This is a genomic window from Herbaspirillum sp. (assembly GCF_017744395.1).
Taxonomy (GTDB): Bacteria; Pseudomonadota; Gammaproteobacteria; order Burkholderiales; family Burkholderiaceae_D; genus Herbaspirillum.
The window spans coordinates 772,207-786,645 of the sequence record NZ_JAGIBI010000001.1; the positions used below are offsets into that span (position 1 = coordinate 772,207).

General features: G+C 65.2%; 6 protein-coding genes. 4 read left to right on the forward strand and 2 right to left on the reverse strand.

Going from position 1 to position 14,439, the window contains the following annotated elements:
* The first annotated feature begins 64 nt into the window (after positions 1–64).
* A complete protein-coding gene (locus J7548_RS03490) occupies positions 65–4,609 on the forward strand; it encodes a YDG domain-containing protein (RefSeq protein ID WP_290970368.1) in 4,545 nt (1,514 codons plus the stop codon).
* Positions 4,610–4,641: 32 nt separating this feature from the next.
* A complete protein-coding gene (locus J7548_RS03495; protein WP_290970369.1) occupies positions 4,642–6,333 on the forward strand; it encodes a ShlB/FhaC/HecB family hemolysin secretion/activation protein in 1,692 nt (563 codons plus the stop codon).
* A 56-nt stretch (positions 6,334–6,389) separates the two neighbouring features.
* Here the strand turns inward: J7548_RS03495 and J7548_RS03500 are convergent, their stop codons facing one another.
* Both J7548_RS03500 and J7548_RS03505 read right to left on the reverse strand, forming a co-directional pair.
* Positions 6,390–6,887 carry a DUF1854 domain-containing protein gene (locus J7548_RS03500; RefSeq protein WP_290970373.1) on the reverse strand — a complete coding sequence of 166 codons (498 nt, stop codon included), beginning with the start codon at positions 6,885–6,887 and terminating at the stop codon, positions 6,390–6,392.
* A gap of 2 nt (positions 6,888–6,889) precedes the next feature.
* On the reverse strand, positions 6,890–9,169 hold the full coding sequence (locus tag J7548_RS03505) for an ABC transporter ATP-binding protein (protein WP_290970375.1): 2,280 nt from the start codon (positions 9,167–9,169) through the stop codon (positions 6,890–6,892).
* A gap of 410 nt (positions 9,170–9,579) precedes the next feature.
* On the opposite strand from J7548_RS03505, the gene cphA (J7548_RS03510) reads away from it, so the two are divergent.
* A complete protein-coding gene (gene cphA / locus J7548_RS03510) occupies positions 9,580–11,778 on the forward strand; it encodes a cyanophycin synthetase (RefSeq protein ID WP_290970377.1) in 2,199 nt (732 codons plus the stop codon).
* A 73-nt stretch (positions 11,779–11,851) separates the two neighbouring features.
* The gene (gene cphA, locus J7548_RS03515) at positions 11,852–14,422 is read left to right on the forward strand and encodes a cyanophycin synthetase (RefSeq protein ID WP_290970380.1); all 2,571 of its coding nucleotides are present in this window, start codon (positions 11,852–11,854) and stop codon (positions 14,420–14,422) included.
* Positions 14,423–14,439: the final 17 nt, after the last annotated feature.

Below are 14,439 nucleotides of genomic sequence, written 5' to 3' on the forward strand. Positions count from 1 at the left end.
AACAAAAAAAGCTAGGATCGTTGAAATATTACAAACAGAGGGCATGATGAGCCGGCACGCGTCGATGAACCATATTTACCGCCTGGTCTGGAGCCAGTTGTCCAACGCCTGGGTAGCGGTCGCCGAGACCGCGCGCGGGCGTGGGAAAACCTCCCGGCGCAAACTCGTTCTGGTGGCGCTTTCCCTATCCGGCACCGCCGTCCAGGCAGCGCCGCTTGGCGGACAGGTTAGCGCGGGGTCCGGCAGCATTTCCTCCGCCGGCACGACCACCACCATCACGCAATCCAGCCAGAACCTGTCGCTGAACTGGAACAGTTTCAACATCGGGCGCCAGGAAACGGTGAACTTCGTGCAGCCATCGGCCAGCGCGATCGCCGTCAACCGGATTACCGATACGAACGGCACGCAGATACTCGGCCAGCTCAACGCCAACGGCCAGGTCTACCTGATCAATCCGAACGGCATCCTGTTCGGCTCCGGCGCGCAAGTCAACGTCGGCGGCCTGGTGGCCTCGACGCTGGGCATCAGCGATGCCGCCCTGAGCGGCGCCGCCCGCAGCTTCGCCGGGACCGGCACCGGCAGTATCGTCAACCAGGGGACGATCAATGCCGCCAACGGCGGTTACGTGGCCTTCCTGGGCAACGCCGTCAGCAACCAGGGCACCATCAACGCCCCGCTCGGCGCCGTCGCCCTTGGCGCCGGCAGCGCCGTGACGCTGACCTTCGACGGCAATAGCCTGGTCAAGATGCAAGTGGACCAGAGCACCTTGAACAACCTGGCCGAAAACCGCGACCTGATCAAGGCCGACGGCGGCATGGTGATCATGAATGCCGGTGCCAAGGATGCCTTGCTGGCCAGCGTGGTGAACAACACCGGCGTGATCCAGGCGCATACGGTGGAAAACCGGAACGGCACCATCACCCTCCTCGGCGGCATGGCGGCCGGGCAAGTGAACGTTGGCGGCACGCTGGATGCAAGCGCGCCCAACGGCGGCAACGGCGGCTTCATCGAAACCTCGGCGGCGCGCGTCAAGATCGCCAGCGATGCCGGCGTCACCACACGCGCCCCCGGCGGCAAGAGCGGCACCTGGCTGATCGACCCGGTGGACTACACGATTGCGGCCAGCGGCGGCGACCAGACCGGCGCGCAACTTTCCGCCGCGCTGAGCGGCGGCAATGTCACCATCCAAAGCGCCAATGGCACGAGCGGAACCGCTGGCAATGTCAATGTCAATGACACCGTTTCCTGGAGCGCCAACACTCTGACCCTGAACGCCCAAAACAACATCAACATCAATTCCGCCATGACGGCGACAGGCAGCGCGGGCCTTGCGCTGCAATATGGACAAGGGGCGGTCGCGGCCGGCAACACCAGCACGAATATGGTCAATGCGCCGGTCAATCTTGCCACCGGCACCAGCTTCAGCACCAAACTGGGCTCCGATGGCACCACGATCAACTACATCGTGATCAACAGCCTGGGCGCGCAAGGGGATGCGACGGCAGCGCCTGCCACGGCCAGCCTGCAAGGCATGGCGGCAACCTCCAATCTAGCGAAGAATTACGTACTCGGCAGCAATATCGACGCTACCGCGACATCCGGATGGAACAGCAATACCGGCTTTACGCCCATAGGAAACAGCACTACCAATTTCACCGGCAATTTCGATGGCCTGGGCCATACCATCAGCAATCTCACCAGCAATAGGCCAACTGTGGGCGGCATCGGGATGTTCGGCATCGTCAACGGAACCGCCGTAATACGTAACATAGGACTGGTCAATGTCAGCATGACCGGGCACGACAGCGTTGGCGGCTTGATCGGGGCCAACTTTGGAAACACCGTCAGCAACAGCTACGCCACCGGCGCCGTCAGTGCCGGAAGCGCTACCCCCGGCACAATAGGCGGTCTGGTGGGATTCAACTCCGGCGCCATCAGAAATAGCTATGCGACAAGCTCCGTCAACGTCGCCTACAGCAACAACAGTTACATCGGCGGCCTGGTCGGCAACAATTCCGGTTCGATCAATAACAGCTACGCTACCGGCGCCATCAACGTGGTCGACAGCAGTTTCTACATCGGCGGGCTGATTGGATATAACACCGGCACGATCAGCAACAGCCATGCCACCGGCACGATCAACCGCAGCACCGCTACCGACGGCATCAATTACACCGGCGGCCTGGTGGGTTATTCGGGCAGCGGCACCATCAGCAATAGTTACGCCACGGTTGCGGTCATCGGCGGCAGCCGCTCCAGCGATCTCGGCGGCCTGGTGGGACTCATGTTCAACGGTGCGATCAGCAACAGTTATTCCACAGGCGCCGTCAACGGCCATAATTCTGTTGGCGGGCTGGTAGGAAACAGCCAGGGAGGTCCCATCAGCAACAGCTACGCCACGGGTGCTGTCAGCAACGACAGCTCCGGCAGCTATGCAGGCGGGCTGGTGGGGTCCATCACATCGACAAACGCCGCAGCAAGCATTACCAACAGCTATGCCACGGGCGCCGTCAGCGGCAGCAGCAATGGCATTGGCGGGTTGGTCGGCTACACCAATTCCGCCACAGCGGCCAACAGTTACTGGAATACGGCCACATCCGGCCAAAGCGCATCGGCCGGCGGACTTGGCACGGGGCTGACGACTGCGCAAATGCAGCAGCAGAGCAATTTCGGCAGTTGGGATTTCTCCAATACCTGGATCAGCTACAGCGGCCAGACCGCGCCGCTGCTGCGCTCGTTCATGACGCCCCTCATGGTGACGGCAAACAATGTCACCAAAACCTACGACAGCTATGCCTACTCCAGCGGCAGCGTAAGCTTCTCCAGTAGCAACAACCTGATCGGCTACGTGCTCGGTTCGGTCAGCTATAGCGGCACATCCCAAGGCGCGACCAATGTCGGCAGCTATGTCATTACGCCCGGCGGGCTGTACTCGAACCAGCAAGGCTACATCATCAGCTACGCCAACGGCACATTGACGGTGAACCCCGCATCGCTTTCCGTCACCGGCGTCACCGCCAGCAACAAGACCTATGACGCCGGCACCGCCGCCGCCTTGTCCGGAACGGCTGCAGTGGCCGCCCTGGGCAGCGATGTCATCACCGTCAGCGGAACCGGCGTAGGGACATTCGCCGACAAGAACGTCGGCAACGGCAAGGCCGTCACCGTCACCGGCTATACCCTGTCGGGCGCTGCTGCCGGCAACTACACCATCGTCCAGCCGACAGGCTTGACCGCCAACATCACCCCAGCCAGCCTCGCCGTCACGGGCGTCACAGCCAATAACAAGACCTATGACACCAGCGCTGCCGCCACACTGGCCGGGACTGCCACCGTGACCGCCCTGGGCAGCGATGTCGTCAGCCTGGGCGGAACCGGTGTGGGAACATTCGCCAACAAGAACGTCGGCAATGGGAAGGCTGTCACCATCAGCGGCTATACCCTGTCAGGCACCGACGCTAGCAACTACACCCTTGTCCAACCGACAGGCTTGACCGCCAACATTACGCCAGCCAGCCTCGCCGTCACGGGCGTCACCGCCAGCAACAAGACCTATGACGCCGGCACCGGTGCCACGCTGCTCGGAACCGCCGCCGTGACTGCCCTCGGCAACGACGTCGTCAGCCTGGGAGGAACCGGCATGGGAACATTCGCCGACAAGAATGTCGGCAACGGTAAAACGGTCACCGTCAGCGGCTATACCCTGTCCGGTACCGACGCCGGTAATTACACCATCGTCCAACCCACGGGTTTGACCGCCAACATCACCCCAGCCAGCCTCGCCATTACCGGCCTCACCGCCGGCAACAAGGTCTATGACGCCGGCACCGCCGCCGCACTGGCCGGAACCGCCGCCGTGACTGCCCTCGGCAGCGACGCCGTCAGCCTGGGTGGAACCGGTGTGGGAACATTCGCCAACAAGAACGTCGGCAACGGTAAAACGGTTACCGTCAGCGGCTACACCCTCTCCGGCGCCGACGCCGGCAATTACAACCTGGCGGCCCCCGCCAACCTGACCGCCAACATTACGCCCGCAGCGCTCACCGTATCCGGCATCACCGCCAACAACAAGACCTATGACGGCACGACCTCCGCCACCGTCAACACGGCCGGCGCGACGCTAAGCCCCGTGATCGGCACGGATCAGGTCACGCTGCACTCCACCGGCGCCTTCGCCGATGCCGCCGTCGGCACCGGCAAGACCGTCAACCTGAGCAACAGCCTGGGCGGAGCGGACGGCGGCAACTATACGCTGGGCGGCCAGGCCACCACGCTGGCCAACATCAGCCCGGCGCCAGTGGCGGTCGCTAATCCGGATAGCGCTGCCCTGCCGCAAACACCGCTGCCCCAGCAGGTCCGCAACACCATCGCCGATGCACAGTCGCCGCTGCTGGCCTCGCTGCAACCCGCCCCGCAATTGCCGTTGCAACTGCCGCCACCGGCGATCGCGCTACATCAGGATGACGGCGGAGGCGACAAGAGCAGCGAGCTCCCGGCCTCGCGGCCGGTCAACATCCAGCCCGGCATCCCCTCGCTGGCACCGACCCTGAAAATCCTGGATGCCGGTGTAAAACTGCCGCCCGCCTCCATCGCCGACAACCGGAACTGAGCATCCCCCTCGACCAATAAAGAGAACAATCCATGATGTCCGCATCTTCGCCAGCATTCCTGTTGAAACCGCTGGCCGCCGCCTTGCTGCTGGCGACGCTCGACGCCCATGCGGCCGGCCCCGGCACGCCCGATTCCGGTGCCATCCTGCAGCAGCTGCAACCGGGCGTCCCGGCCGCGGCGCCATCCAACGCGCCGACGCTGCAAATCGCGCCGCGCAGTGAAGCCGGCTTGCCGGCATCGGCACCGTTTGAAGTAAAGCACCTGCGCATCACCGGCAATACTGCCTTCGCCACCGAAATACTGCATGCGCTGGTGGCCGACCAGGAAGGCCAGCGCCTGACGCTGGAGCAGCTCAATGCACTGGCCGGCCGCATTACCGCCTACTACCAGAATCACGGCTTTCCGCTGGCGCGGGCCATCATTCCGGCGCAAACGATCAGCGATGGCGTAGTGGTGATCCAGGTGGTGGAAGCGCATTACGGCCAGGTCAGCCTGAATAACCGCAGCAAAGTCGGCGATCCCGTGCTCAACGCCATCCTGGCGCCGCTGCAAGGCGGCCAGGCGATCGCCGGAAACGAACTCGACCGCACATTGCTGCTGCTGTCGGACGTGCCCGGCGTCGGCCTGAGCGCTTCCCTCAAGCCCGGCGCAGCGGTCGGCACCTCGGACCTGGATATCGAAGCCAACGACAATCCCGCGGCGCCGGTCAGCCTGGCGCTGGACAATTACGGCAACCGCTATGTTGGCCGCACGCGCCTGAGCGGCAACATCAGCCTGCTCAACCCGCTGCATCACGGCGACATCCTCAGCGCCAGCCTGCTCACTACCGGCAACGGCATGAACTACGGCCGCGTGAGCTACGACACCCTGGTCAGCGGCAGCGGCACCCGGGTCGGCGCGGCCTATTCCTACCTGCGCTACAAACTCGGCAGCGAGCTCAACGCGCTGGGCGCCAACGGCACTGCCGGCGTCGCCAGCCTGTGGGCAAGGCAACCGCTGCTGCGCGGCAAACAGGCCAACCTCTATGCGCAGGTGCAATACGACGCCAAGCGCTTGCGCGACCATATCGACAGCGGCGGGGTCAATACCGATCGCCATCTGGCCAACTGGGTGCTGAGCCTGAACGGCGATCTGCGCGACAGCTTGCTGGCCGGCGGCTTCAGCGCATGGAGCCTGGGCTGGACCAATGGCCGGGTCGTCTTCGACGATGCCGCGGCGGCCAGCGCCGACGATGCCACTGCCCGCACCCGTGGCGGTTTTTCCAAATGGAATGCCAATGTCTCGCGCCTGCAAGGATTGGGGCAGCGCGATACGCTGTATGTCAGCCTGGCGGCGCAATGGGCCGATTCGAACCTGGATTCGGCGGAAAAGATGACGGCCGGCGGCCCGTTCAGCGTGCGCGCCTATGACATCGGCGCCGCCTCGGGCGATACCGGCTACCTTGGCACGGTGGAATGGCGCCATGACCTCGGCAGCCCGCTGGCCGGCCAATGGCAGGCGCTGGCCTTCATCGACAGCGCCTACGTGAAAGCGAACCGCCGTCCATGGAGCACCGCCGAAAACAGCGCCACCCTGTCCGGCGCCGGCGTCGGCCTGAACTGGATCGGGCCGGACCTGTGGCGCGCCAGCGCCGCGTTGGCCACACGCATCGGCGGCTTATCGTCGCTGGTGGCGCGGCAATCGTCGGTGCGCGCCTGGATGACGCTCAGCAAGGGCTTCTGAGAACCTGTTGACGATCTCGGCGGGAGCCGTCGAGAACAGGTTCTCCCATCAGGAGATCAGAGGAAACGATCCAGTATCTTGCGGCTGTGCTTGTCCAGCGCACGGCTGTCGCGCACCAGGAACTGGATGCTGTGGCTGTCGGCAATCAGCAAGGCCGACTGCGGCAGGCGGCGGATGTCTTCCTCGCCCTTCAGGGTGAAGGTGGTGACGCCGCGGCTGGTTTCCACCGTCCAGTCGCTGGGGGTGGCATAGGTCGAGACGCTGACGATGCGCAGGATCTCCGGCATGAATTCGCGGCAGGCCAATTCCTCTTCGATCAGGGCGCGCACTTCCGCGCCGACCTGCTCCAGCCGCTCGATCCAGGCCAGTTCATGGCCGTCGCTGCTGACGATGGAAATGCCGTGGTCCGGTGCGCCGATCGGGAATGCCCGCACCGGCACCACATTCTCGCTCTCGACGCCTTCGGCGTCGATGAAGACCAGGCGGCCGAAACTGTTGCGGCGCAAGGCGATGGATGCCAGCGATGCCGCGGCGCTTGTTGCGGTTGTAGTCATGCTCACTCTCCTCCCTCGGCCTGGCTGACCGATACTTCCGCCTCGCCCTCGGGATTGCGCGCCTGCGCCTGGTACAGCTTGTAGTAATGGCCTTCGCGCGCCATCAGTTCATCATGATTGCCGACTTCCACCACCTGGCCGCGGTCCAGCACCACCAGGCGATCGGCCTTGCGCAGCGTCGACAGGCGGTGGGCGATGGCGATCGTGGTGCGGCCCTGCACCAGGTTGTCCAGCGCCTTCTGGATTTCCTTCTCGGTCGTAGTGTCGACCGACGAAGTCGCCTCGTCCATGATCAGGATGCGCGGGTCGATCAGCAGCGCGCGCGCAATCGAAATGCGCTGGCGCTCGCCGCCCGACAAGGCCTGGCCGCGCTCGCCCACCAGCGAGTCGTAGCCCTGCGGCAGGCGCAGGATGAATTCATGCGCATGCGCCGCGCGGGCGGCGGCCACGATCTCTTCGCGCGTGGCGTCCGGCTTGCCGTAGGCGATGTTCTCGGCGATGGTGCCGAAGAACAGGAACGGCTCCTGCAGCACCAGGCCTATGTTGCGACGGTATTCGGAAATCGGCAGCGAGCGGATGTCGACGCCGTCGATGCGGATCGCGCCTTCGGAAACGTCGTAGAAACGGCAGATCAGGTTGACCATGGTGGACTTGCCCGAACCGCTGTGGCCGACCAGGCCGATCATCTCGCCCGGCGCGATGTTCAGACTCATGTTGCGGATCACCGCGCGGTTGCCGTAGCGGAAGCCGATGTTGCGCACCTCGATGGCGCCCTCCACCTTTTTCAGGTGCACCGGGTTGGCCGGTTCTGGCACGCTGGAGACGTGGTCGAGAATGTCGAAGATGCGCTTGGCGCCGGCGGCGGCCTTCTGCGTCACCGACACGATGCGGCTCATCGAATCCAAGCGGGTGTAGAAGCGGCTGATGTAAGCCAGGAAGGCGGTCAGCACGCCCACCGTGATCTGGTTGTTCGACACCTGCCAGATGCCGAACACCCACACCACCAGCAGGCCGACTTCGGTCAGGAAGGTCACGGTCGGGGTGAACAGCGACCAGATCTTGTTGACGCGGTCGTTGACCATCAGGTTGTGGCGGTTGGCTTCACGGAAGCGCGCCACTTCGCGCTTTTCCTGGGCGAAGGCCTTGACCACGCGGATGCCGGGGATGGTATCGGCCAGCACGTTGGTCACTTCCGACCAGATGCGGTCGATCTTTTCGAAGCCGTGGCGCAGGCGGTCGCGCACCACATGGATCATCCAGGCGATGAACGGCAGCGGCAGCAAGGTCACCAGCGCCAGCCACGGGTTGATCGAGATCAGGATGCCGGCCGTCATGAGGATCATCAGCACATCGATGGCGAAGTCCAGCAGGTGCAGCGACAGGAACACGCAGATGCGGTCGGTCTCGGAGCCGATGCGCGCCATCAGGTCGCCGGTGCGCTTGCCGCCGAAGTACTCCTGCGACAGCCGCAGCAGGTGTTCGTAAGTGGTGGTGCGCAGGTCGGCGCCGATGCGCTCGGACACCAGCGCCAGGATGTAGGTGCGCGCCCAGCCCAGGCCCCAGGCCAGCAAGGCCGCGCCCAGCAGGCCGGACAGGTACAGCATGGCCAGGTGGGTATTGATCGGCGCACCGTTCTGGAACGGGATCAGCACGTTGTCCATCAGCGGCATGGTCATGTAGGGCGGCACCAGCGTGGCGGCGGTGGAGGCCAGCGTCAGCAGGAAGCCCAGCAGCAGCGAGCCCTTGTAGGGCTTGGCGAAGCGCGACAGGCGGAACAGCGCCCAGGTCGACGGCGGCGCCTCCTTGACCTCGGGACAGATGGCACAGATTTCCTGTCCTTCAGGAATCGGCGCCTTGCACTGCGGACAGATGTCGCCGCCCTCTTCTTCCGGCGCCACGCCGGAAGCCGCCATGTCGCGCTGCTGTTCGAACAGCTTGATCAGGCGCAGCGCCTGCGGGTTTTGCGCCAGCGTGTAGCGCCACGCCGCCAGCCGGCCTTGGGCATCGCACAGTTCCAGGGTGCCGACGCCGGCATGGTCGAAATGCTTCAGCGACAGTCCCGGGTGGTAGGTCCACTCTTGCCAGGCGCTCTCCCCCGGCGTATTGGCCAGCAAACGGGTTTCGGTGGCCACCACCAGCGAGGACTTGAATTGCAATTGCGTATCGAGATCCAACTCCAGCCAGGCCACGATCTTTTCGTTGGCGGCGAGGCGGGCTGCGATTTCCGTTTTCCAGCGCTCGGGCAGGCTGGCGATGGCGGAAGGAAGGGAAACAGTAGTCATTTAACGGCAAAAGTTGGAGGTATGCAGCCGGAAGGCGCCATCCGGCATAAGCAGCGCGCGATTATAGCGCTCCACAGGCTGTCATAACGCAAGACCCCCAAAAACGGTGGACGCGGGCCGGGATCGCTGGAAGCCATTTCCCGCCAGATGCGACAACGGCCGCGACACGGCGAAATTCCCGCCATGAGCGGGAGACAGTCTGAGACAATATCGCCCAACTGCACCCGCGCTGTCCGTCTTTTTGCCTCAACCAGTAAACCAATCGTACTCCGGCGCGTTAGTGAGGCATGGTTTATTCTGACGAAATACTGACCAGAATGACAAACAGACAATAAAACCAGACAACAAAACATAGCTCGACGGCAACAAAAGCAGCATCAGACAGCACATTACGCGGCCCATCCACCGACATGAAAAATATCGAATTCCTCCGTTTCCTGCCCCTGCAAGGTCCCAACATCTGGACCTACCGTTCGGCCCTCGAAGTATGGATCGACATCGGCGAACTGGAAGACTTTCCCTCCAATACCCTGCCCGGCTTCAATCAGCGCCTGACCTCCTGGCTGCCCAGCCTGATCGAGCACCGCTGCAGCTATGAAGTGCGCGGCGGCTTCGTCAAGCGCCTGGAAGAAGGCACCTGGCCCGGCCACATCCTGGAGCATGTCACGCTGGAACTGCAAAACCTGGCCGGCCTGCCGGGCGGCTTCGGCAAGGCGCGCGAGACCAATGTGCGCGGCGTCTACAAGGTAGTCGTGCGCGCCCGCCATGAAACGGTTACCCGCGCCGCGCTGTACGCCGCGCGCGACCTGGTCATGGCCGCCATCGAAGACAAGCCCTACGACCTCGACGCCACGCTGGAAAAGCTGCGCCGCATGGTCGACAAGCTGTGCCTGGGCCCCAGCACCGCCTGTATCGTCGACGCCGCCGACGAGCGCCGCATCCCCACCATCCGCCTGTCCGAGGGCAACCTGGTGCAGCTCGGCCACGGCTGCAAGCAGCGCCGCATCTGGACCGCCGAGTCCGACCAGACCGGTGCCATCGCCGAAAGCATCTCGCGCGACAAGGACCTGACCAAGACCCTGCTGGAAAACTGCGGCGTGCCGGTCCCCGAAGGCCGCCTGGTCGACAGCCCGGAAGACGCCTGGGACGCCGCCGAAGACATCGGCCTGCCGGTGGTGGTCAAGCCTTGCGACGCCAACCACGGCCGCGGCGTCTTCATCGACCTGAACACCCGCGAGGAAATCGAGACCGCCTACAAGGCCGCCCTGGAAGAAGGCAGCGGCGTGCTGGTCGAGCGCTATGTGCCCGGCCTCGAACACCGCCTGCTGATCGTCGGCGGCAAGCTGGCCGCGGCCGCCCGCGGCGAGCCGATCTTCATCGTCGGCGACGGCAAGTCGACCGTGCAGCAACTGCTGGACGAACTCAACCGCGACCCGCGCCGCGGCCTGCTGGAAGAGCACCTGCTCGACCCGGTGCTGCTGGAACGCGAACCGGCCGCCGTGCTGGAGCTGCAGCGCCAGAACCTGACCACCGAATCGGTGCCGGCCGCCGGCCGCCGCATCCTGCTGCTGCGCAACGGCAACGTCTCGGCCGACGTCACCGACCAGGTGCACCCCAGCGTGGCCGCCGCCGCCTCGCTGGCCGCGCGCATCGTGGGCCTGGACATCGCCGGCGTCGACATCGTCGCCGAAGACATCTCGCGCCCGCTGGCCGACCAGGGCGGCGCCATCGTCGAGGTCAATGCCGGCCCCGGCTTGCTGATGCACCTGAAACCGTCCGAAGGCCAGCCGCGCCCGGTCGGCGAAGCCATCGTCAACAACCTGTTCGGCGAAGGCGAGAACGGCCGCATCCCCGTGGTCGGCGTCACCGGCACCCACGGCAAGACCACCATCTCGCGCCTGATCGCGCGCATCATCCACCTTTCCGGCAAGCACGTCGGCCTGGCCTGCGGCGACGGCCTGTATTTCGGCGAACGCCTGGTCGAGCGCGGCAACCGCGCCAACTGGGGCGCCGCCCACCGCGTGCTGCTCAACCGCGCGGTGGAAGCCGCGGTGTTCGAGAACGGCAGCGTCTCCATCCTCTCCGAAGGCCTGGCCTACGACCGTTGCCTGGTCGGCGTGGTGGCCAACATCGATCCCAACGACAGCCTGCCCGAGTACTACATCGAAAACGCCGAGCAAATGGCGACCAAGGTCAAGCGCACCCAGGTCGACGTGGTGCTGCCGGACGGCGCCGCCGTGCTCAACGCCGACGACCCGCTGGTGGCCGACATGGCGCAGCTGTGCGACGGCGAAGTGATCTTCTTCGGCATCCAGCCGGAGTCGCCGCTGCTGGCAGAACACCTGAAGAACGGCGGCCGCGCGGTATTCCTGCGCGACGGCGACCTGATCCAGGCCGAAGGCGAGCGCCAATCCAAGGTCAGTTCGGTGGATGCCATCCCGCTGACCGAAAACGGCGCCGTCGCCTACCAGGTCGAAAACGTCCTGGCCGCGGTGGGCGCAGCCTGGGCGCTGGGCATCGGCCCCGAAGTGATCCGCGCCGGCATCGAGCTGTTCGGCACCGAGCAGGCGGAACAGCAAGGGCTCAAGTTCAAGGCGCAAACCGCCTGAGCGTAACCCGTAACGCCGGCGCAACCGACAAGACATCAGCACAACACTCAAGAGACACTCAGGAACATTGTCCATGGACGTATCACGCATACGCGCACTGCGCGGCCCCAACCTCTGGAGCAGACACACCGCCATCGAAGCCATCGTTTCCTGTCCCGCCGAGGAACAGGTGGTGGACGACATGCCCGGCTTCGAAGTGCGCCTGCGCGCGCGCTTCCCGCAGATCGGCTTCCTCGAACCCGACGGCGGCAAGCAGGTCGTGTCGATGGCCCATGCGCTGGCCGCCGCCGCGCTGGCGCTGCAGTCGCAGGCCGGCTGCCCGGTCACGTTCAGCCGCACCGTCTCCACCATCGAATCCGGCGTCTATCAGGTCGTGGTGGAATACAGCGAAGAGGAAGTCGGCCGCCTGGCCTTCGACCTGGCGCTGGAACTGTGCCGCGCGGCACAGGAGGACACCCCGTTCGACCTGACCGGCGCGCTGGCGCGCATCCGCGAGCTGGACGAAGACGTGCGCCTGGGCCCCAGCACCGGCTCCATCGTCAACGCCGCCATCAAGCGCGGCATCCCGTTCCGCCGCCTGACCCAGGGCAGCATGGTGCAGTTCGGCTGGGGCAGCCGCCAGAAGCGCATCCAGGCCGCCGAGACCAGCAATACCAGCGCCATCGCCGAATCGATCGCGCAAGACAAGGACCTGACCAAGATGCTGCTGCACGCGGCCGGCGTGCCGGTGCCCAACGGCCGCGTGGTCACTACCGCCGAAGATGCCTGGAAGGCCACCGAAGAGATCGGCGCCGCGGTCGTCATCAAGCCGCTGGACGGCAACCAGGGCAAGGGCGTGGCGGTCAACGTCCGCAGCCGCGCCGAGGTCGAGCGCGCCTTCGCCAACGCCGCCCGCATCAGCGACGAGGTCATCGTCGAGCGCTACCTGCACGGCCACGACTTCCGCCTGCTGGTGATCGGCAACAAGCTGGTGGCCGCCGCCCGCCGCGATCCGCCGCAAGTCATCGGCGACGGCGTGCACACCATCCGCCAGCTGATCGACCAGGTCAACGCCGACCCGCTGCGCGGCGACGGCCACGCCACCTCGCTGACCAAGATCCGCCTGGACGACATCGCCATCTCGGTGCTGGCCGGCCAGAACCTCGATCCTGAAGCGATTCCGGCCCAGGGCGTGCGCGTGGTCCTGCGCAACAACGCCAACCTGTCCACCGGCGGCACCGCCACCGACGTCACCGACGACGTCCACCCCGACATGGCCGCGCGCGCCATCGCCGCGGCGCAGATGGTCGGGCTGGACATCTGCGGCGTCGACGTGGTGTGCAACTCGGTGCATGCCTCGATGGAAGAACAAGGCGGCGGCATCGTCGAAGTCAACGCCGCGCCCGGCCTGCGCATGCACCTCTCGCCCTCGTACGGCAAGAGCCGCGACGTCGGCCAGGCGATCGTCTCGACCATGTACGAAGACGGCGACGACGGCCGCATCCCGGTGGTGGCGGTGGCCGGCACCAACGGCAAGACCACCACTGTGCGCCTGATCACCCATATGCTGGCCGAAACCGGCCTGCGCGTGGGCATGACCAATACCGACGGCGTCTACATCGACAAGCAACGCATCGACACCGGCGACTGCAGCGGCCCGCGCAGCGCCCGCAACGTGCTGTTCCACCCGGACGTCGATGCCGCCGTGCTGGAAACCGCCCGCGGCGGCGTGCTGCGCGAAGGCCTCGGCTTCGACCGCTGCCATGTCGCCGTGGTCACCAACATCGGCATGGGCGACCACCTCGGCCTGTCCTACATCAGCACCGTGGAAGACCTGGCCGTGGTCAAGCGCGTGATCGTCGAGAACGTCGCCCCCACCGGCACCGCCGTGCTCAACGCGGCCGACCCGATGGTGGCCAAGATGGCCTCCTCCTGCCCCGGCTCCGTCACCTTCTTCGCGCTCGATCCCACCCATCCGATCATGGCCACGCACCGCGCCCAGGGCCACCGCATCGTCTACCGCGACGGCGACGCCATCGTGGCCGCGCAAGGCAGCTTCGAGAAGCGCCTGAAGCTGTCCGCCATCCCGCTCACGCGCAACGGCGGCATCGGCTTCCAGGTCGAGAACACCATGGCCTCGGTCGGCGCCGCCTGGGCGCTGGGCCTGGACTGGGAACACATCACCGCCGCCCTGAACAGCTTCATCAGCGACAGCGATACCGCCCCCGGCCGCTTCAACCTGTTCGACTACCGCGGCGCCACCCTGATCGCCGACTACGGCCACAACCCGGATGCCATCCAGGCATTGATCAAGGCCGTCGACAGCATGCCATCCAAGCGCCGCTCGGTGGTCATCAGCGGCGCCGGCGACCGCCGCGACGACGATATCACCCAGCAGACCGAAATGCTGGGCGACGCCTTCGACGAAGTGGTGCTGTACCAGGACCAGTGCCAGCGCGGCCGCAGCGATGGCGAAGTGATCGCGCTGCTGCGCAAGGGCCTGGAAAAAGCCACCCGCACTTCCGACGTCAAGGAGATCTATGGCGAGTTCCTGGCCATCGATACCGCCCTGGCCTCGCTCAAGGAAGGCGACCTGTGCCTGATCCTGATCGACCAGATCGATGAGGCGCTGGCGCACATCGGCAAGCGCGTGGCCGAAGGCTGAAGCCACTGCGCATGAAA

Coding starts and splice junctions, on each gene's coding strand:
- J7548_RS03490 (WP_290970368.1), top strand. CDS start 65: ATGAACCATATTTACCGCCTGGTCTGGAGCCAGTTGTCCAACGCCTGG.
- J7548_RS03495 (WP_290970369.1), top strand. CDS start 4,642: ATGATGTCCGCATCTTCGCCAGCATTCCTGTTGAAACCGCTGGCCGCC.
- J7548_RS03500 (WP_290970373.1), bottom strand. CDS start 6,887: ATGACTACAACCGCAACAAGCGCCGCGGCATCGCTGGCATCCATCGCC.
- J7548_RS03505 (WP_290970375.1), bottom strand. CDS start 9,169: ATGACTACTGTTTCCCTTCCTTCCGCCATCGCCAGCCTGCCCGAGCGC.
- cphA (WP_290970377.1), top strand. CDS start 9,580: ATGAAAAATATCGAATTCCTCCGTTTCCTGCCCCTGCAAGGTCCCAAC.
- cphA (WP_290970380.1), top strand. CDS start 11,852: ATGGACGTATCACGCATACGCGCACTGCGCGGCCCCAACCTCTGGAGC.